General features: G+C 72.1%; 16 protein-coding genes and 3 pseudogenes. 4 read left to right on the forward strand and 15 right to left on the reverse strand.

Translation table 11 applies throughout. The features are described from left to right. The 4 genes from RIM90_RS23705 to RIM90_RS23720 form a co-directional block, all read right to left on the reverse strand. A partial coding sequence (locus tag RIM90_RS23705) for a hypothetical protein (RefSeq protein WP_309062779.1) occupies positions 1-492 on the reverse strand: 492 nt, incomplete at its 3' end. 29 nt (positions 493-521) lie between these two features. Continuing rightward, on the reverse strand, positions 522-1,697 hold the full coding sequence (locus RIM90_RS23710; protein WP_309062780.1) for a zinc-dependent alcohol dehydrogenase: 1,176 nt from the start codon (positions 1,695-1,697) through the stop codon (positions 522-524). Then, the gene (locus tag RIM90_RS23715; RefSeq protein ID WP_309062781.1) at positions 1,694-2,164 is read right to left on the reverse strand and encodes a hypothetical protein; all 471 of its coding nucleotides are present in this window, start codon (positions 2,162-2,164) and stop codon (positions 1,694-1,696) included. The genes RIM90_RS23710 and RIM90_RS23715 overlap by 4 nt, the downstream gene beginning before the upstream one ends. Before the next feature lie 6 nt (positions 2,165-2,170). Further along, positions 2,171-2,629: a DUF4383 domain-containing protein gene (locus tag RIM90_RS23720; RefSeq protein WP_309062782.1), complete on the reverse strand. Its 459-nt coding sequence runs from the start codon at positions 2,627-2,629 to the stop codon at positions 2,171-2,173. Between the two features lie 600 nt (positions 2,630-3,229). On the opposite strand from RIM90_RS23720, the gene RIM90_RS23725 reads away from it, so the two are divergent. Further along, entirely contained in the window at positions 3,230-5,293 is a 2,064-nt protein-coding gene (locus tag RIM90_RS23725; protein ID WP_309062783.1) for a SpoIIE family protein phosphatase, read from the forward strand. 52 nt (positions 5,294-5,345) lie between these two features. Here RIM90_RS23725 and RIM90_RS23730 read toward each other — a convergent pair whose 3' ends face one another. Continuing rightward, positions 5,346-5,648 carry a hypothetical protein gene (locus RIM90_RS23730; protein WP_309062784.1) on the reverse strand — a complete coding sequence of 101 codons (303 nt, stop codon included), beginning with the start codon at positions 5,646-5,648 and terminating at the stop codon, positions 5,346-5,348. 207 nt (positions 5,649-5,855) lie between these two features. Here RIM90_RS23730 and RIM90_RS23735 point away from each other — a divergent pair, with 207 nt between their 5' ends. Next, positions 5,856-6,416 (forward strand): GNAT family N-acetyltransferase, encoded by a 561-nt coding sequence (locus tag RIM90_RS23735; RefSeq protein ID WP_309062785.1) that lies wholly within the window; start codon positions 5,856-5,858, stop codon positions 6,414-6,416. Positions 6,417-6,438: 22 nt separating this feature from the next. Here RIM90_RS23735 and RIM90_RS23740 read toward each other — a convergent pair whose 3' ends face one another. The 5 genes from RIM90_RS23740 to RIM90_RS23760 form a co-directional block, all read right to left on the reverse strand. Continuing rightward, on the reverse strand, positions 6,439-7,239 hold the full coding sequence (locus RIM90_RS23740; RefSeq protein WP_309062786.1) for a class I SAM-dependent methyltransferase: 801 nt from the start codon (positions 7,237-7,239) through the stop codon (positions 6,439-6,441). Between the two features lie 81 nt (positions 7,240-7,320). Further along, on the reverse strand, positions 7,321-8,547 hold the full coding sequence (locus tag RIM90_RS23745; protein ID WP_309062787.1) for an aminotransferase class V-fold PLP-dependent enzyme: 1,227 nt from the start codon (positions 8,545-8,547) through the stop codon (positions 7,321-7,323). Next, positions 8,544-9,881 carry a pyridoxal-phosphate dependent enzyme gene (locus tag RIM90_RS23750; protein WP_309062788.1) on the reverse strand — a complete coding sequence of 446 codons (1,338 nt, stop codon included), beginning with the start codon at positions 9,879-9,881 and terminating at the stop codon, positions 8,544-8,546. The genes RIM90_RS23745 and RIM90_RS23750 overlap by 4 nt, the downstream gene beginning before the upstream one ends. Then, positions 9,878-11,374, reverse strand: coding sequence for a Y4yA family PLP-dependent enzyme (locus tag RIM90_RS23755; RefSeq protein ID WP_309062789.1), 1,497 nt, complete (start codon positions 11,372-11,374; stop codon positions 9,878-9,880). Before RIM90_RS23755 ends, RIM90_RS23750 begins: the two co-directional genes overlap by 4 nt. A 251-nt stretch (positions 11,375-11,625) precedes the next feature. Beyond that, positions 11,626-12,219, reverse strand: coding sequence for a cysteine hydrolase family protein (locus RIM90_RS23760; RefSeq protein ID WP_309062790.1), 594 nt, complete (start codon positions 12,217-12,219; stop codon positions 11,626-11,628). A gap of 147 nt (positions 12,220-12,366) precedes the next feature. On the opposite strand from RIM90_RS23760, the gene RIM90_RS23765 reads away from it, so the two are divergent. Continuing rightward, positions 12,367-13,359, forward strand: coding sequence for a helix-turn-helix domain-containing protein (locus tag RIM90_RS23765; RefSeq protein ID WP_309062791.1), 993 nt, complete (start codon positions 12,367-12,369; stop codon positions 13,357-13,359). 56 nt (positions 13,360-13,415) lie between these two features. Here RIM90_RS23765 and RIM90_RS23770 read toward each other — a convergent pair. Both RIM90_RS23770 and RIM90_RS23775 read right to left on the reverse strand, forming a co-directional pair. Continuing rightward, a pseudogene (locus RIM90_RS23770) lies at positions 13,416-13,622 on the reverse strand (acetylxylan esterase); the annotation flags it as partial. A 750-nt stretch (positions 13,623-14,372) separates the two neighbouring features. Beyond that, a pseudogene (locus RIM90_RS23775) lies at positions 14,373-14,672 on the reverse strand (substrate-binding domain-containing protein); the annotation flags it as partial. Here RIM90_RS23775 and RIM90_RS23780 point away from each other — a divergent pair. Then, positions 14,672-14,925 (forward strand): annotated as a pseudogene (locus tag RIM90_RS23780) (hypothetical protein); the annotation flags it as partial. The pseudogenes RIM90_RS23775 and RIM90_RS23780 sit on opposite strands and share 1 nt — an antisense overlap. Positions 14,926-14,990: 65 nt before the next feature. Here RIM90_RS23780 and RIM90_RS23785 read toward each other — a convergent pair. From RIM90_RS23785 to RIM90_RS23795, 3 genes are all read right to left on the reverse strand, one after another. Beyond that, positions 14,991-16,352 (reverse strand): GH1 family beta-glucosidase, encoded by a 1,362-nt coding sequence (locus tag RIM90_RS23785; RefSeq protein WP_309062792.1) that lies wholly within the window; start codon positions 16,350-16,352, stop codon positions 14,991-14,993. A gap of 70 nt (positions 16,353-16,422) precedes the next feature. After that, entirely contained in the window at positions 16,423-17,262 is an 840-nt protein-coding gene (locus RIM90_RS23790; RefSeq protein ID WP_309062794.1) for a carbohydrate ABC transporter permease, read from the reverse strand. A 28-nt stretch (positions 17,263-17,290) separates the two neighbouring features. Then, positions 17,291-17,851: sugar ABC transporter permease (locus tag RIM90_RS23795; protein WP_309062793.1), on the reverse strand; the 561-nt coding region annotated here is incomplete at its 5' end.

Here is a 17,851-nt window from a genome sequence, read left to right on the forward strand (position 1 = left end):
GGCGTGGCGACCGGGCCGGACGGCGGCGTGGCGCTGTCCGGGGCCGGGACCGTCGCGGGCGGCGAGGGCGTCGGCGACGGCGCCGGTGGTGAAGGCGTAGACCGTCTTGTGCAGGACGTCCACGACGAGTTCCCGGCGCGGCCAGGTGGCGGGCGGGGCGCCGACGCCGGTCGCGTTCTCGAGGATCTGGTCGTTGGTGAGGCGGACGACGGTGAACTTGGCGGAGGCGACCGGTCCGCGCAGTCCGGCCTGGGCCATGATCGACCGCAGCACTCCCAGAAGGGCGGCCTGGCCGTAGTGCATGGCCCAGTTGACCGGCACCGGCTGTCTGCGGGGACGTTCGGGCAGGCCGGTCAGCCGCTGGAGAACCCGCGCGGGCACATGGGAGTCGGGTCGGCCGGTGACGGCCTGCTCGATCTTCTCACCGAGGGTCATCACGACGCCTCCGGCGGTGCCGGCGACCAGCCCCTGCCACAGTGCGCGCTTGAGCATGCCCCGGCGGGTACCCGGTACCACCGCCTTCACCCGCCCGGCCGGATGACCGCGCGGACGCAGCCGTCCTTCTTGTCCTTGAACATGCCGTAGGCCCGTGGTGCCTCGTCCAGGGGCACGGTGTGGGTCGCCAGGTGGGACGTGCTCAGCTCCCCTGCCGCGAGCCGGTCGAGCAGCATCGGGATGTAGCGCTGGCCGTGCTGCTGGGCGCCCTTCACGGTCAGGCCCTTGTTGATCACCGCGCCGAGGGGGAACTTGTCGACGGCCCCGGCGAAGACGCCGAGGACGAAGACGGTGCCGCCCTTGCGGCAGGCGTGGATGGCCTGCCGCACGGCGGTGGGACGGTCCGTCTGGAGCCGCAGTTGCTGTTTCACCTGGTCGTAGACGTGTACCGGGCTGTCGCTGTGCGCTTCCATGCCGACGGCCTCGATGCACACGTCCGGGCCCCGGCCGCCGGTGCGTTCGCGCAGTTCCGCCCCGACGTCGGTGGCCGTGTAGTCGATGACCTCGCTGCCGATGTGCCGCTCGGTCATCTCGAGCCGTTCGGGGATGCGGTCGATGGAGATCACGCGTTCCGCGCCCAGCAGGATCGCGGCGCGCGCCGCCATCTGCCCGACCGCCCCGCACCCCCACACGGCGACCACGTCACCGGGCCGCACCCCCGCCAGGTCGGCGCCCATCCAGCCCGTCGGCACCGAGTCGGACACGAACAGGGCGCTGGTGTCGTCGACGCCCTCCGGCACGGGAAAGGCGCCGTAGTCGGCGAAGGGGACGCGTACGTACTCGGCGTGGCTGCCGCGCAGCCCGCCCATGGCGTGCGAGTAGCCGAAGATGCCGCCGGTGTCGGCGCCGAACAGGGCCTGCCCGATACCCGGATTGGTGTTGGTGTTGTCGCACAGGGACCACAGGTCGTGAGCGCAGTACCAGCAGCGCCCGCAGCCGACGAACGAGGACACCACCACCCGGTCGCCCACCTTGTGCCGGCGGACGGCGGCACCGGTCTCGACGACCTCGCCGAGGAACTCGTGACCGATGACGTCCCCGGACCGCATGAAGGGGATGTAGCCGCCGATGAGGTGGAGGTCGGAGCCGCAGGTGGTGCCGGCGACGAGCCGTACGATCACGTCCTGGTCGTTGCGCAGGACGGGATCGGGCACCTCCTCGACGGAGAGCTTGTTGACGCCTTCCCAGCACAGGGCCTTCACAGGACTCCCTCCCCACCGGCGCGGCGGCCGAGCAGACCCACGAGCTTCCCGCCCGGGGTGTCGTGCGTGGTGGGCGGCGCGTCGGGCCGAAGCACTTCTCCCGCCTCCAGCAGTGCCTTGGCCTCGCGCAGGGCGCGGCGCAGGTCCTGGCGCGGGTCGTCCCCCGAGAGGCGTGCGCGCACGGAGTGCGCGGAATCCGGTACTGCTCCTCTCGGGCGCACCGCGAGTTCGGTGCCCCGGTCACCGGGCGCGGGACGGATCCGCGTCTCGATCCGGTCGCCGTATTCCCGCAGCGGCGACGGCAGTTCGCCGGGCCGTATCTCCTCGGGGCCGAGGTTGATCGTCACCGTCAGCCACCGGTCCCCGGTGGCCGGGTCGGCGGGGCGCGCCTTCACGCGCCGCGCGACGACCGCGGCACCGGCGGCCAGCACCGCGGCGGTCGCCCACAGAGATTTTCCGTGAGCCATCGGCGATCACATCCTCCGGGAGGCGGGAGCCGACCGACGGGTGAGCAGCGCGCCGAGGGCGATCATGCCGATGCCGAGGACGAAGTGCAGCCAGTCGTCGGCCGTGTTCAGCGGTACGAAGTTGGCTGCGCTGTCGTGGCCGACGATCAGCCCGTACAGCCACAGCACCAGGTAGACGGCGCCGCCGGCCAGCAGGAACGTACGGGCGCCGGAGACGGTGCGGGACAGGGCCAGGCCCGCGATCCCGAAGAGCAGGTGGACGAGGTTGTGCAGGATGGAGACCTGGAAGATCCCGAAGAGTTCGGCCCGGGAGTCGTGCGAGGCGAACTTCATCGTGTCGTAGTCCGTGGTGATCCCCGGTATGAATCCCAGGATCCCCACCAGCAGGAACACCGTCCCGACCAGCAAAGCCGCCAGCTGGACGGGGGAACGGGAACCTCTCGCCGTAGGGGTGGATGTGGTCATGGTGGTGACTCCTCGCTCGGGGGCGCGCCACGATGAGCGCCCGGTGCGCGGCGAGTACCCCGACTCCGTCTCGTCATCTCCTCGCCGTCTCCACGGACCGGTCCGACACGTCGTCGCCGGACAGCGGCTCCTCGGCGCGGCGGGCACCCCCGCGGCGCGTGCCCGTCCGTGTCGGGGCCGGAGGACGAGCGGCCGGACGGCCGCCCGGAGTGTGCGCCGCACGAGCACGGCGGTCCCCGCGGCGCCGATCGGCGCGCCGGCGACCAGCCACGCGCGCCGGACCGACGGACTGCCGGCACCGGACTCCGGGTTCCCCCGCCGCCGGCGCCTGGATGCCGTCACGACAGGTTGGGCGTAGTGTCCGCATATGAGTGCTGTTCGGTGTGGCTGGTGCGGCACAGCCCTACCGGAGTCCGCGGAGCACGGCGGCCGTTGCCGCGGTCCAGCGCGTCGGCGGGCGGCTCGGCGGGCGCGGCGCCGGTGGCGGGCCGCCGGCGGTGCGCGGCAGTCCGTGGCCGTCACCCGGCCTCCGCCCGACGGGGCGGGGAGGGGCGGGTCCCGGTCGGCCTCCCCGTCGCCGCGGACCCGGGTGGACGGCTGATGGACACCGCGATGACCGCCGTGGTGCGGGAGACCGGTGCGTTCGGGGGGCTGCTGTATGTGCTGCCGCCGGGCGACAACGCGTTGTGGCTGGTCACCGTGGCGGGGACACCGTACGAGATCGCGGCTCCGTGGAGACGGGTCGCCCTGTCCGATCCGATGCCGGTGGCGGACGCCGTGCGCGAACGGCGCCTGGTGTGGGTCGCCGGTCAGGAGGAGATGGCACGCCAGTACCCGCGGCCGGCGCTCGTGCTGCCGTACGACTTCGCGCTGGCGGCCGCCCCGGTCACGTCGAGCAGCGCGGTCCGGGGCGGGCTGGTGCTGCTGTGGCCCGGGGCCCATCCGCCGCAGCTGAGCCCCGACGAGCGCGACGCCATCGAGACGGGCTGCCGCCGCCTGGGCGGCCTCCTGCAGCAGGCCGCGGACCGCGGCGATCCGCTGCTGCCCGCCGGCCGGCCGCGGACCCCGCGCCCGCCGACCGGGCGCGCCGTCTCACCGGGCGAGGCGGCAGAGGTCACGGCCTTCGTCGACCGCCTGCCCGGAGGGTCCTGCGCGCTGGGCACGAACGGCCGCATCACCTTCGTCACGCCGGCCGCCGCCGACCTCCTCGGTGCCGATCCGGCCGACCTGGTGGGTGCCCTGCCCTGGGAGGCGCTGCCGTGGATGGACGTCCCCGAGGTCGAGGACCGCTACCGGGCCGCGATGGTCAGCCGCCTGCCCCAGTCCTTCACCGTGCTGCGTCCCCCGGATGTGTGGCTGTCCTTCGAGCTGTACCCGGACCCCTCCGGCATCAGCGTCCGCATCACCGGCGCCGACCCGTCCGAGGGCGCTCCCGCAGCGTCGTCCGTACCGGCCGCGGGTCCCAGCCGCGCCACCCTGCTGTACCACCTGATGCATCTGGCCGCCACCCTGACCGAGGCCGTCGGCGTGCAGGACGTGGTCGACCAGACCGCCGACCAGCTCCTGCCCGCTCTCGGCGCGCAGGGCATGGTGCTGATGACCGCCGAGGACGGCCGCCTGAAGATCCTCGGCCACCGCGGCTACGGCGCCGAACTCATGGACCGCTTCGACGCGGTCCCCCTGAGCTCGGACATCCCCGGCATCCGGGTCCTCACCACCGGCGTCCCGGCCTTCTTCGCGACGTTCGCCGACCTCCGGCGCGACTACCCGCTCACCGTGCACGAGGACGGGATGGCCGCATGGGCGTTCCTGCCGCTGATCGCCTCCGGCCGTCCCATCGGCTCCCTCCTCCTCGCCTACCGCCGGCCCCACGCCTTCCCGCCCGGTGAGCGCGCCGTTCTCACCTCCCTGGCCGGCCTGGTCGGCCAGGCCCTGGACCGGGCCCGCCTCTACGACAGCAAACACGATCTCGCCCACCGCCTGCAGTCCGCTCTGCTGCCCCACAGCCTGCCCCGCGTTCCCGGCCTGGAGGTCGTCGCCCGCTACCTGCCCGCCGCCCGCGGCCTGGGCATCGGCGGCGACTTCTACGACCTCATCCGCCTCGACCGGAACACCGTGGCCGCCGCCATCGGCGACGTGCAGGGTCACAACGTGGACGCCGCCGCCCTCATGGGACAGGTCCGCACCGCCGTCCACGCCCACGCCACCGTCGGCGCGCCCCCCGATCACGTCCTGGCCGGCACCAACCGTCTCCTCACCGACCTCGACCCCGGCCTGTTCACCAGCTGTCTCTACGTCCACCTCGACCTCGCCCGCCGACGCGCCTGTCTGGCCACCGCCGGACACCCGCCGCCCCTGCTGCGCCACGCGGACGGACGGACCGAACTCCTCCGCGTCCCGCCCGGCCTCCTCCTCGGCATCGCCCCGGACACCCGGTACCCGACGCTGGAGTTCCCCCTGCCCCCCGGCTGCGTGCTCGTCCTCTACACCGACGGACTCGTCGAAGCCCCCGGAGTCGACTTCGACGACGCCACCGCCGCCCTGGCGGGACTCGTGGAGCACGGGAAACCGACCGACCTCGACGCCATGGCCGACACCCTCGTCCGGCACGCCCCCGCCCCGGAGGACGACATCGCCCTGCTCCTCATCAGCCCCAGCGCGTGACAGGACACAGCCCCGTCCGCCGGTGCCCCTCCGCGGCGCGCCGGCGGACGGCTCAGTGGTCGTCCCAGTGGTCCGCGTGAGCGGCGTGCCGGTGCCCGTCGTGCACGTAGTCGACGTGGTCCCCGTGCGGAACGGCGACGTGACCGCAGCCGGTTCCGTGCCGGTGCTCATGGCCTTCGTGCGGTACGTGGCCGGAGGTCGTGCACTCGTCCACGTGACCGTCGTGACGGCGGTGGATGTGCCCGTCGTGCACGTAGTCGACGTGGTCCCCGTGCGGAACGGCGACGTGACCGCAGCCCTCCTCGTGCCGATGGCCGTGGTCCTGGTGGGTGGGGTGCTCGGTGGCGGACGTCATGGCGTACTCCCGATGCGGGTCGTCCGGGCGGCCGCCGTTCGACGGCCACTGCCGCGTTACCGACTCAACATAGGGCGGCGGCCGTCACCGCGCACGCGCAGGGACGCGTGCCCCCGAGGCGGCCGTACGGCGCAGGTGACCGGCCCGGAGGGCACACGGGGCCCGGGGATGTGCGCGACCGCCCGGCCCGCTGACAAGCTGCTGGGCGTGACAACGCATGAGACAGCGCACGCGCCCGTGATCGCGCAGATCACCCGGGCCCAGGACGCCACCGCGGCCGTCAGGCGGGACCTCACCGACTGCTGGGCGGCGGTCGTCAACGCCGGCGGGGCGGTCATCCCCATGGACTGCCCCCTGCCTCCGGTGACTCCGTCGATGGTCGAACCGGCGGTGGAGCGGATCGCCCGGGGGCTCTCTCCGCAGCGGAGCAGGCTCCTCCTGGCGACCGTCGACGGCGCGCTCGCGGGCTGGTTGCTGCTGCGCCGCGAGCCGCATCCTCTCGTGGCGCACTGCGGTGTGGTGAACCACGTCCAGACACACGTGCGCTTCCGGGGCCTGGGCATCGGCGCCGCGCTGATGCGGGGCGTCACCGGCATCGCTCGCGAGGAGATGGGCCTGGAGAGACTGCAGCTCACCGCGAGGGCCGGTCTGGGGCTGGAGGACTTCTACCGCAGGGCCGGCTGGAGCGAGGTCGGCCGATGGCCGGGCGCGCTGCGGGTGGCGCCCGGCGACGACCGTGACGAGATCCTGATGAGCCTGGCCCTGTGAGGCCGCCCGTCCCGCCGCGCGCTCACGTCCGGCCGACGGCGTCGGCCGCGGGCGAAGCGCCCTTGACCGCCACCAGCACGACGCTGTCGCCGAACTGCCAGACCGGCGTGACATGACGGAAACCCGCCTGCCGCAGCAATGCGGCATGGTGGCCCGCCGTCAGGTCCTCGTCTCCCCCGCCCCCTCCGGAGGCCGCCCGGCGCCGCTCACGTTCCGTGAACAGGTCGGCGAGTTCGGGGTCCCGGGACGCCGCGGCCCACCAGGACTGCCAGTCCTCGTGGGCGTGGCCGCCCGTCCGCTCGGCGCGGCGGCGGCCCACGTACGCGGTGATGTCCGAGCACGGTGCCTCCTCGGGCGGGAAGTGGTCGCCGTTGACGAGGACGCCGCCGGGGCGCAGCAGGGCGGCGAGACGGCGGTACGTGTCCCGCAGCACCGGCTCGGGGAGGTAGTGCAGGGCCGTCGTCGAGACGGCGGCGTCCAGGGGGCGTTCCAGTCCGAGGGCGTCGGTCCAGCCCTCCTCACCGATCACGGCGTCGACGTAGCGGGCGGCGTTCGCGTGGTGGGTGCGCCCCAGCTCCAGCAGCAGGGGGTCCATGTCGACGGCGACGACCTCCGCGTCCGGCAGGCGGTCGGCGAGGCGGGCGGACAGGGAGCCGGGGCCGCATCCCAGGTCGAGCAGGAGCGGCCGGGCGCGGCCGGCCGTGACGTGTTCGACGACGTCCGTGATCACGGTGAAGCGCTCCTCGCGGTCCACCGCGTAGCGCTCCTGCTGCCGCTCCCAGCGCTCCACCCACGTCCTGGCTGCTGCCATGCTCACGCCCATCTGGTCGCGCCACCTCTTCCGTCTCTCACCTGTGCGCGGACACGACCGAATCTACAGGTGGAAACGGTTATCAGTTGCTGTTCAGGTCAGCGACGCGAGGACGGCCAGCAGGCGGTCGATCTCCTCCACCGTGTTGTACACGTGCAGGCTCACCCGCACCGATCCGTCCCTCTCCCCCGCGCCGGCCTGGCAGAGGCTGTCGGCCCGCACCATGAAGCCGTGGCTGTAGAGGATGAACCCGAGGTCGTCGGACGGGATGTCGCGGTGCCGGAAGGTGACGATGCCGTGGCGGCGCTGGGCCGCGGGGAGCGCGGTGTCGGCGGCCAGGCTGGAGGGACAGCCGAGGATCTCGTACGGATCGAGGTGCCGCAGCCGGTCGGTGAGCCGGGTCGTGAGGCCGGCCGTCCAGCGCGCGATCCGGTCCGGGCCGGCCGCGTCGAGCCAGTCGAGCGCGGTCCGCAGCGACACGATGCCCACCGTGTTGGGCGTTCCCCGCCAGCCGGCCGGCCGGAACACCGGTCCCCGCGCGTTGCGCGCCCACACCGCTCCCGTTCCGGGCAGGGCCATCGCCTTGTGTCCCGAGAAGACCACGAAGTCGACGTCGAGCGCCGGATCGTCGAGGCCGAGGGGCAGATGGCCGACGCTCTGCGCCGCGTCCAGGCAGATCGGCACGTCCGGGCCGACCGCCGCACGGATGCGGTGCACGTTCATGTCACCGCCGTAGACGTGGTGGACGTGCGTGGCGGCCACGAAGCGGGTCCGTGGTCCGACGACCTCGCCGAGGCGGCGGTGGTCGTAGTCGCCCGAGACCGCCTGGTACGGCAGGGCCCGTACGCGTACGCCGACGCCGCGCTCGGCCAGCAGCCGCTGAACCTCGAGCCAGGGATCCAGGTTGGCCCGGTGGTCGGCGTGCGGTACGAGGATCTCGTCGCCGTCGGTGAGGTACGGGGCCAGCCAGTCGCGGGCGACGGTGCGCAGGCCCTCGGTGGTGCCGCTGGTGAAGTGGACGGCGGAGCGGTCCGGTTCGGGATCGTGCAGGAACTCCTTGACCCGCTCCCGGGTCCCTTCCACCAGTTCCGTGGTCCGGTTGGCCCAGGGATAGGTTCCGCGGCCCGCGTTGGCGTTCGACGTCGTGAGGTAGGTCTGGACGGCCTCCAGTACGGCCCGCGGCTTCTGGGAGGTCGCCGCGCTGTCGAGGTAGGCCAGTTCCGGGTGGGCGGTGACGATGGGGAACTGTTCCCTCAGCTCCCGCTGCCAGAGCGTCTCCCCGTCGTGCTCCGTCTCCGGAAGCGGGTGCGCCGCGCTCATGCGCGCACCAGCGGTGCGCCCGCGTCCCGCCAGGCGACGATTCCGCCCGCCAGGCTCCGGACGTCGGGATGTCCCATCCGGGTCAGCAGCGCGGCGTGGCGGACCGACTTCTCACCGACGGGGCAGGCCAGCAGGACCGGCGTCCGCTTGCTGAACGGGAGCCCGCCCCGGACCAGTTCGTCGAACAGCTCGTCGACGATGTTGACCGAGCCCTCGATGTGCAGGGCGGCGTAGGCGTGCGGGCTGCGCAGGTCGACGACGAGCGGACGGGGTTCCCCCTCCGCGATCCAGCGCCGGGCGTCGTCCACGCCGATCACGCGGGCCTCCGCGCGCGCCTCGGCGTCGGTGAGGGCCGCGGCCGAGTGCCCGCGGTTCACCCGGCCCAGGAGTTCCGGGCGGCGATGGCGCACGTAGCTCAGGTAGCTCTCGGCCCGGTCGCACACGATGAACACCGCCGTGCGGCGACGCCCCGGCTCCGCCGGCTCCGCGTCGACCTTCCGCAGGTGCCGTACCGCCCCCTGGTAGGCGGCGCCGCCGGTCGGTCCCGACAGCAGTCCGCAGCGGCGGATGAGGGTGACCATCCCGTCGATGGCCTCGTCCGAGGTCACCGACTCGATGGTGTCGTACGTCGCCGGGTCGAACAGGCCGACCTGATGGACCTCGTCGATGGTGCGGATGCCGGGGATGAAGTCCGACTTGTGGGCGACCAGACCGAGCACCCGCACCTCCGGGTCGTGCTCGCGCAGGACCCGGGCGACGCCGGTCGACGAACCGGCCGTGCCCACACAGGCGATGAACCAGTCCGGTGCCCGCCCGTCGAGGTCCTTGACGATCTCGGGTCCGGTGCCCGCCGCGTGCGCCTCGACGTTGCGCGGGTTGAAGTACTGGTCGGTGTGCAGGTAGGTGCTCCCCGGGTCCGAGAGCGCCCGGTGGAAGTGGGTCAGCGGATCGTCCGTGTCGGTCGGGTCGAGGCACTCGCTGCGCCCCGGCAGCTCCTCGATCTCGGCGCCGAGGAGGAGGAGCAACTCCTTGATCTCCGGTACGCGCATCCGGTTGGTGACGCTCTTGAACCTCAGTCCGTGCAGGCCGGCCAGCAGGGCGAGGGCCTTGGCCGTGTTGCCGCTGGAGAGTTCCACGACCGTCCCGTCCCCGTCGGCGGCGCCCTCCAGATGGGGCCGGGCCATGTGCCAGGCGGGCCGGTCCTTGACGGATCCGAACGGGTTGAGCATCTCCAGCTTCGCGTAGAGGTCGATGGTGCGCAGCCCGTGCACGGCGGGGTCGATGCGCACCAGCGGGGTGTTGCCGATGGCCTCCGTGATGCTGTCGTACCTCATGCGGACATCCCCCCGGGGTGTGTGATCGGCCAGTACTCCTCGTCCAGGCACCAGCGCCAGGAGCCGCCCTCCTGCTCCACCGCGACCGTCCGCGCGACCGGCTGCCGCTGCGCGTGGTGGGCGTGGAAGTCCATCGCGTAACCGGCGGTGTTGGCGAAGGCCAGCAGATCGCCCGTGCGCGGCAGCCGGGGGAGGAAGACCAGGCGTCGCGTGATCAGGTCGGCCTCCAGGCACAGGTTGCCGGCGAGGAACACTCCGACCGGTTCCCCGTCGCCCTTCTCCGGTTCGCCGCGAGGCAGCAGCAAGGGGTCCACGAGCACACCGTGCTCCTCCAGGCTGACGTCCCCGGCGTTCATGCCGAGGCGCACCAGGTACTGGCCGGAGTCCTCCCCCGTGGGCCGCACCTCCAGCACCCGCGCCAGCGACAGCCCGCACTGGTCGACCAGGGAGCGGCCGGGCTCGACGTACAGGTCGTGGAGGTGTTCCAGGAGGAGGGTGGCCGGCGGACGGCCCAGCACCGGTGCGGGCAGCGAGAGCAGCTCGTCGAGGTAGCCGGGGCCGGCGGTGGGACGGTGGCCGGGATACAGCGCGGCCGTCCCGCGCACCGTGCCGCCCTCGTTGCGCAGCCCGTAGCCGTGGCCGCGCCAGGTCAGGGGCGGGCGGCCACCGAGCACCGCCTCGCTCAGCGCGGTGGTCCAGCGTTCCCACTCCCCGGCGTCGGCGACGTAGCCGACGCCGAACCCACCGCCGATGTCGACGGCACGCGGCGCGAGGCCCCGTGCCCGGCACTCGTCCATGAACAGCACGCACTGTTCCAGGGCCCGGACCTTCTCCTCCACACCGGTGGTGTCCAGGTGGTAGGCGACACCGGTCAACTCGACGGCGTCCGCGTGCCGTTCCAGGGCCGGCACCAGTGCCCGCGCGTCCCGCACCGGGATGCCGAAGCGGCTGCGGCGCGCGAGCAGCCGGGTGCCCGCTCCCCCGCGACCGGCGGCCGACTCGAATCCGGACAGACGCACCAGCGCGTCGACCCGGCCCAGCCCGTACCTGCGCACCAGGCCGGCCAGTTGTTCCAGCTCGCCCGGCGAGTCGAGGTTCACCGTCGCCCCCACCCGGGCCGCCAGCCACAGGAACTCCGGGTCCTTGGGACCGGTGGCCATGATCCGGTCCCCGGTGAATCCGCAGCTCAGCGCGTGCCGCAGTTCCTCCAGCGAGGCGACGTCGACACCGACGGCGGCCGGGTCCTCGGCCGCCAGCCTCCGCACCAGGGCGCTGGACCGGTTCGCCTTGTGCGCGAAGTACACCCGCCCCGCGAGGCGGTGGCGACGGTATACGGAACGGAAGCGACGGGCGTTCTCGGCGACGGCCTCGGGGAGCAGCACGTTGAGCGGGGACCCCAGCGCGTCGACGAGCGAGTGCAGAAACGGTGCGGCCCCCAGCAGCGAGGCGAGCGGTGATTCCACCCGCGGCCTCAGATATAAGGGCACGTCCACGTAAGACCCCTCCCCACGTCGGCCGACCGTCGCCACGACAATCGTTCGGGAGTAGTCGTTTCCAGGTACACCCGCCGCTAAGCCTCATCCGGCCGCGGCCCGGCTGCCCGTCGGGAGCTCAACGGCACTGTCTGCAGGCCATGCGCCCTGCCGGGCCGGGGACTTCTGCGGGGGCACCGCGACTCCGCGGAGGTCCTTGACCGTGGCGAGGGCGGTGGCGGTGCCGGGTTCGGCGGCGGAGTGCGACGGCTTCACCGGTCGATCTCCTCCTGTGACGGGACGACGATCCCGTACAGGTCGGCGATGGTGGCGAGGGCGCCGAGGTGCACCAGGTGGGCGTCCAGTTCCGTACCGGCGACCGGCAGCGCACGGGTGGCGCAGGCGTCGGCCACGACCGTGGGGCGGTTGCCGCGCAGGAAGGCGCCCTGGGCGGTGAACGCCACGCACATGTGCGTCATGAACCCGGCGATGACGAGGTCGCCCCGGCCCGCGTCGTCGACGAGCCGGCCCAGCTCAGTCCCGTGGAAGGCGTCGGGGGCCTGCTTGACGACGACGGGTTCGCCGTCGACCGGCGCGACGCTCGGGTGGATCCGGCCGATCTCGGCCCGGATGTCGTACGGCGTACCGTCGCCGCCGTCGTTGACGACGTGGATGACCTTGGCGCCTTCCCGGCGGGCGCGTTCCAGGAGCCGGGCGGCTGCGTCGAGGGCGGACTGCCAGCCGTCCAGCTCCATCACGCCGGTGGTGTAGGTGTTCTGGTAGTCGATCAGGACCAGGGTCGAACCGGCGAGCCCCGCGGGGGTGTGGTCGAAGCCGTTGAGCTGACGCAGCGTTGTTCTGGGCATGGGATACCGCCTGAGGCTGGGGAGTCGGTGAAGCAGCGCGCCGGTGCGGCGGCCTGCGCCCATGACGCTATGACCCGGCACGGCACGTCGGCAATGTCATCTAGCATGCAGAAACCGACATCGCTGTCGCCGGCTACCGGGGGTCCTGTGCACACCGCTGAACGGCTGATCGTGATCGTTCTCTTCGAGGAGGTCGACCTGCTCGACGTCACGGGGCCACCGGAGGTGTTCCACCTCGCACGACGCGAGACAGAGGAAGCGGCGGCGTACGACGTGGTCCTCGCTGCCGAGACCATGGACCCCGTCGTCACGGCCGCCGGGGTCCGCGTCCTGCCCGACGTCACCTTCGAGGAGCTGTCGGCGAGGAGCATCGACACGCTCGTCGTGCCGGGCTCGGTCGAGGTCGACGGCCACCGCCGCGTGCACCCGCTCGTCGACCCGGCACTGGTGCGGCGCGTGAAGGAGCTCGCCCCGCGGACTCGGAGGGTCACCTCCGTCTGCGTCGGAGCGCACGTCCTCGCCGCCGCCGGACTCCTCGACGGCAAACGCGCCACCACGCACTGGTCGACCGCACAGCGGCTTGCCGCCGACCATCCGGCCATCGAGGTCGACGCCGACCCGATCTTCATCCGCGATGGGACCGTGTGGACCGGCGCGGGCATCAGCGCCTGCCTCGACCTGTCACTCGCGCTCATCGCCGACGACCTCGGCGAAGCCGTCGCGCTGCGTGTCGCCCGGCAGCTGGTGATGTACCTGAAACGGCCCGGTGGCCAAAGTCAGTTCAGCGTTCCGCTGGAACAGGTCTCCACGACGCGGCGCGTCGAGGACCTCCGCCACTACATCCTGCACAACATCGCCGAACCCCTCACCGTCACGCACCTCGCCGAACACGCCCACATCAGCGACCGGCAGCTCACCCGGATCTTCAAGAACGAGCTCGGCACGACCCCGCACGCCTACATCGAATCCGTTCGCGTCGAAAGGGCACGCAACCAGCTGGAGTCCACCGACGCCACACTCGAACGCATCGCGACCGCATGCGGGTTCGGCACCGTCGACACCCTGGTCAGGGCCTTCCGCCGCAGGCTCGACACCACACCGACCGAGTACCGGCGCCGGTTCCGCACCAGCCCCGGCTGAACACCGGACACAGCCGCACCCCGTTGTGGGCACCGCTTGTTCGCCGGTACCGGCGATCCCTCGATGCGGTGGCCACCGAAGCCGGAGAAGGTGACGTCGTGGACGCGCACGGTCGGCGGACCGGTGGTGACGGGTTCGAGGCGCACGTCGAGATCGTGTTCGCGCGCCTCCCCCGGTGTCCGGGACCAGAACGTGCCGAAGTCGCCGGACTCGACCGACCGGCTCCGGTGTCCCCGGAGTTCGTCGAGTGGAAGACCGGACAGGGTTGGTGTGCTCCCGGGAGGGTGAAGGGCGGTGCCCGGGACAGGGATCAGTCGCGTCGCGTGCCGCCGGCCGTCAGAGTGACCGGCCGGCCGGTGCGGGCCGAGCGGTCGGCCGCCACGCCGGTGAGGACGCTGCGCAGTCCGTCCCGGTACCCGGCCCGGTGGCCTGGGCCGGTGCCGCCCCTCTTCCACCCTGCCGTCCGCACTCGCCGGCAAACGGATCCCGAGTGAAGCCGGCGTCAGGCCGGCGAACGTCCTGCCACGGATGCCCGCAGACGGCCACACCCCGGAATCGCCCGCCATTCCGGCCGGGCACGCGCCCCCTCGGCCGTCCTCCCGCGAACGACCGGAAAGCGGGAGCCCCACCTGACCGACTCCCGCTCACCATTCGCCAGGGCTCAGCCAATCCCGCAGGTCAGCAAACCCTTCCTCGCGGCTTCAACGGCACCGGTCTCGCGGCGCAGGCGAACGCGTTCGACGGGCTGAAGGCGATCCTGCTGGACGCGAACCGGCCGGGGCTGTTCGACGACAACCCGGTGGCCGGGATCAAGCCGCCGCAGTACGACCCGAGCGGGTGGTGATCCCCTCACCCGAACGACTGGGACGGATACCCACCGCCGGCGACGACAGCTTCCTGCTCGTCACCGACGACGTCTACCGCATCACCGAACAGGTCAACCGGACCACCTGCCGGCACGAGCGGCTCAAGCACCGCAGGCCGGGAGAGTACCGCGACGGCCCCCTGCCCGCACGGAAACCGGCGAGTCCGTCGCGGCCGGCCGGGAGATCCCGCGGCGCACTGATCGCCGCAAGGTGCCGACGCCCGCGGGCCAGGAGATGTTCGGCGGCCAGCCGCCCGCCCCGGCAGTGGTCCATGTCGACGTAGCTCACCGGCAGCGGCTGCGGGGGGCGGGCGAACAGCACGACCGGGACCCGGGCGTCGAGAAGCATCTGCGGCAGCGGATCATCGGCTTGGATGGAAACAGCGAGGGCACCGTCCGCGCTTCCCTGACGGAGGTAGTCGACCACCGGCCTTCTGGCCGCTGCCGATCCACGACTCGACCTACGACGGCATCCAGTTCAAGACGGGCGGCGGTGCCATGCCGGACGTGAAGATCAGCGACGTGACGATCCCCAAGTCCAACAACGGCTCCGGCACCCTCGCCATGGGCGGGGCGCGCGGCAGCGCGACCTGTCGAACGTGAAGATCACCGATTCACGCGACGGCGACATCCTGATCGAACCCGGCTCCCAGTTCGTGATCAACGGCGGCGCCGCGCGGGAGGGCCGGCAGGGACGGTGACGACGGGCCGCCCGGCACTGTCTGCCGGAGGTGACCGGCGGTCTGCCGCCGGTCACCTCCGTCTGTCACGTCCGCGAAGCTCCCCGCCGGTGGGCCCGGATGATGTCCGCGTAGCGGTGACCGCTCGACTTGATGGTGCGTGTCTGTGTCGCGTAGTCGACGTGGACGAGACCGAAGCGCTTGTCGTAGCCGTAGGCCCACTCGAAGTTGTCGAGCAGGGACCAGGCGTAGTAGCCGGCGAGTGGGGCGCCCTTGCGTACGGCGCGGGCGCAGGCGCTGACGTGCTGTTCCAGGTAGCGGGCCCGCTCGGGGTCGTCGACGGTGCCGTCGGGGCCGACGGTGTCGGGGAAGGCGGAGCCGTTCTCGGTGACGTACAGCCGTCGGACGCCGTAGTCGTCGGTCAGCCGCATCAGGAACGCCTCCAGACCGTCGGCGTCGATCTGCCAGTCCATGCCGGTGCGGGGCACGTCGGGCAGGCGGATCTCGCGGGCGTACGGGACGGGGCCGGTCCGGTCGTCGGCGACCGTGACCGGGAAGTAGTAGTTGAGGCCGTGCCAGTCGAGCGGGACGGCCATCGTCTCCAGGTCGCCCGCACGCTCCGGGAGTTCGACGCCGTAGAGCTCGCGCATGTCGGCGGGGAAGCCGCGGCCGTAGACGGGGTCGAGCCACCAGCGGTTGGTGTGGCCGTCCATGCGGGTGGCCGCGGCGACGTCCTCCGGGCGGGTGGAGGCGGCCGCCACGGTCGAGTGGTTGGTCACGAGCCCGACCTGGGCGCCCGGTGTCGCCGCGCGGATCGCCTGGGCAGCCAGTCCGTGGCCGAGAAGCAGGTGGTACGAGGCGTGCACGGCGGCGGTCAGGTCGGTGAGGCCGGGGGCCATCCTGCCCTCGAGGTGGCCGATCCAGGCGGAGCACAGCGGTTCGTTCAGGGTGGCCCAGCGGGTGACCCGGTCGCCCAGCCGCCCGGCGACGGCGGAGGCGTAGACGGCGAGGTGCTCCGCCGTTTCGCGGTCGGTCCAGCCGCCGCGGTCCTGGAGGGCCTGCGGGAGGTCCCAGTGGTAAAGGGTGATGTTGGGCGTGATGCCCGCGTCGAGGAGGCCGTCGACGAGGCGGTCGTAGAAGTCGAGGCCGGCCGCGTTGACAGGCCCGTCACCGCCGGGGACGACGCGGGGCCAGGCGATGGACATCCGGTAGGCGTCGGTGCCCAGCTCCTTCATGAGGGCGATGTCCTCGGGCCACCGGTGGTAGTGGTCGCAGGCCTCGTCGCCGTGGTCGTCGTTGTCGATCTTCCCCGGGGTGTGGGAGAAGGTGTCCCAGATCGACGGGGCCCGGCCGTCCTCGGCGACGGCGCCCTCGATCTGGTAGGCGGATGTGGCCGTGCCCCACACGAAGTCGGAGGGAAAGGCGGCGAGGTCTATCGGATCGGACACAGAGGGTGCCTCTCTGGGGTGTTCGGAGGGGTGACGTGAGGGGAGTGGTGAGGGACTCGCAGGCGGGCCGCTACTTGACGGCGCCGGCGGTGAGGCCGGTGACGAGGTAGCGCTGGAGGAGCAGGAAGCCCGCGACGACGGGCAGGCTCACGACGAGGGAGGCGGCCATGATCTGGTTCCAGTACACGTCGTTCTGGGTGGAGTAGCCCTGCAGGCCGACGGCGAGGGTGCGGGTGGTGTCGTTGGTCATGACGGAGGCGAAGAGGACCTCGCCCCAGGCGGTCATGAACGCGTAGACGGCGACGGCGACGATGCCGGGGACCGCGGCGGGCACGATGACCCGGAACAGAGCGCCGAGCGGCCCGCAGCCGTCCACCTTGGCCGCCTCGTCGAGGTCTCTGGGCACCGAGTCGAAGTAACCGATCAGCATCCAGATGGAGAAGGGCAGCGAGAAGGTGAGGTAGGTGAGGATCAGGCCGCCGCGGGAGCCGAAGAGCGCGATGCCGGTGGCGTTGCCGATGTTGACGTAGATGAGGAACAGCGGCAGCAGGAACAGGATGCCGGGGAACATCTGCGTCGACAGCACCGTCACCGTGAAGACACGCTTGCCGCGGAAGGAGTAGCGGCTGACCGCGTAGGCCGCGAACACGGCGATGGTGACGGAGCAGACGGTCGCCGCGCCGGCCACGATCAGCGAGTTCATGAAGTAGTCGGCCAGCGGCACCGTGTCCCAGATGTCGAAGTACGGGCGGACGGTGAGGCCCGAGGGGATCCACGCGAACTTCCCCGACACGTCCTCCAGCGGCTTCAGCGAGCTGGAGATCATCACGTACACCGGCAGCAGCACGAAGACGGTGAGGAGGGTGAGGAAGATCCGCCGGCTCCACAGGAAGGACCGCGGGGCGGCCATCGGGGAGCGGGGCTGCCGAACGGCTGGGCTAGGCATCGGTGGCCTTCCTTCCCCGGGAGGTGAGCAGGAGGTAGGCGCCCGTCACCACGAGCAGGAACAGGAGCAGCAGCACCGACATGGCGGAGCCCGTCCCGAAGTTCCAGGTCTGGAACGAGGACTGGTAGATGTGGATGGAGATGAGGTCCGCGGCTTCCGGCGCCGCCTTGCCGAACAGGACGAAGGGGGTGTTGAAGTCGTTGAAGGTCCACAGGAACAGCACCAGGACGAGGACCTGGTTGACGGGGCGCAGCGACGGCAGGGTGATACGGCGGATCTGCTGCCAGACGCCCGCGCCGTCGAGGGCGGCGGCCTCGTAGATGTCCTTCGGGATGTTCTGGAGCCCGGCCATGATGATGAGGAAGGCGAAGGGCCAGCCCTTCCACACCGAGACGACGAGCAGGGCGATGAAGCTGTTGTCGCCGATCAGCCAGAACGGAGGGCTGTCGGTGAGGCCGAGCTGGTCGTGCAGCACGTGGTTCACCAGGCCGTTGTCCCGCTGGAACATGAACGCCCAGGTGATGACGGCGGCGTAGACGGGCAGCGCGTACGG

This window comes from Streptomyces sp., assembly GCF_031181555.1.
In the GTDB taxonomy this organism is placed as follows: domain Bacteria; phylum Actinomycetota; class Actinomycetes; order Streptomycetales; family Streptomycetaceae; genus Streptomyces; species Streptomyces fimbriatus.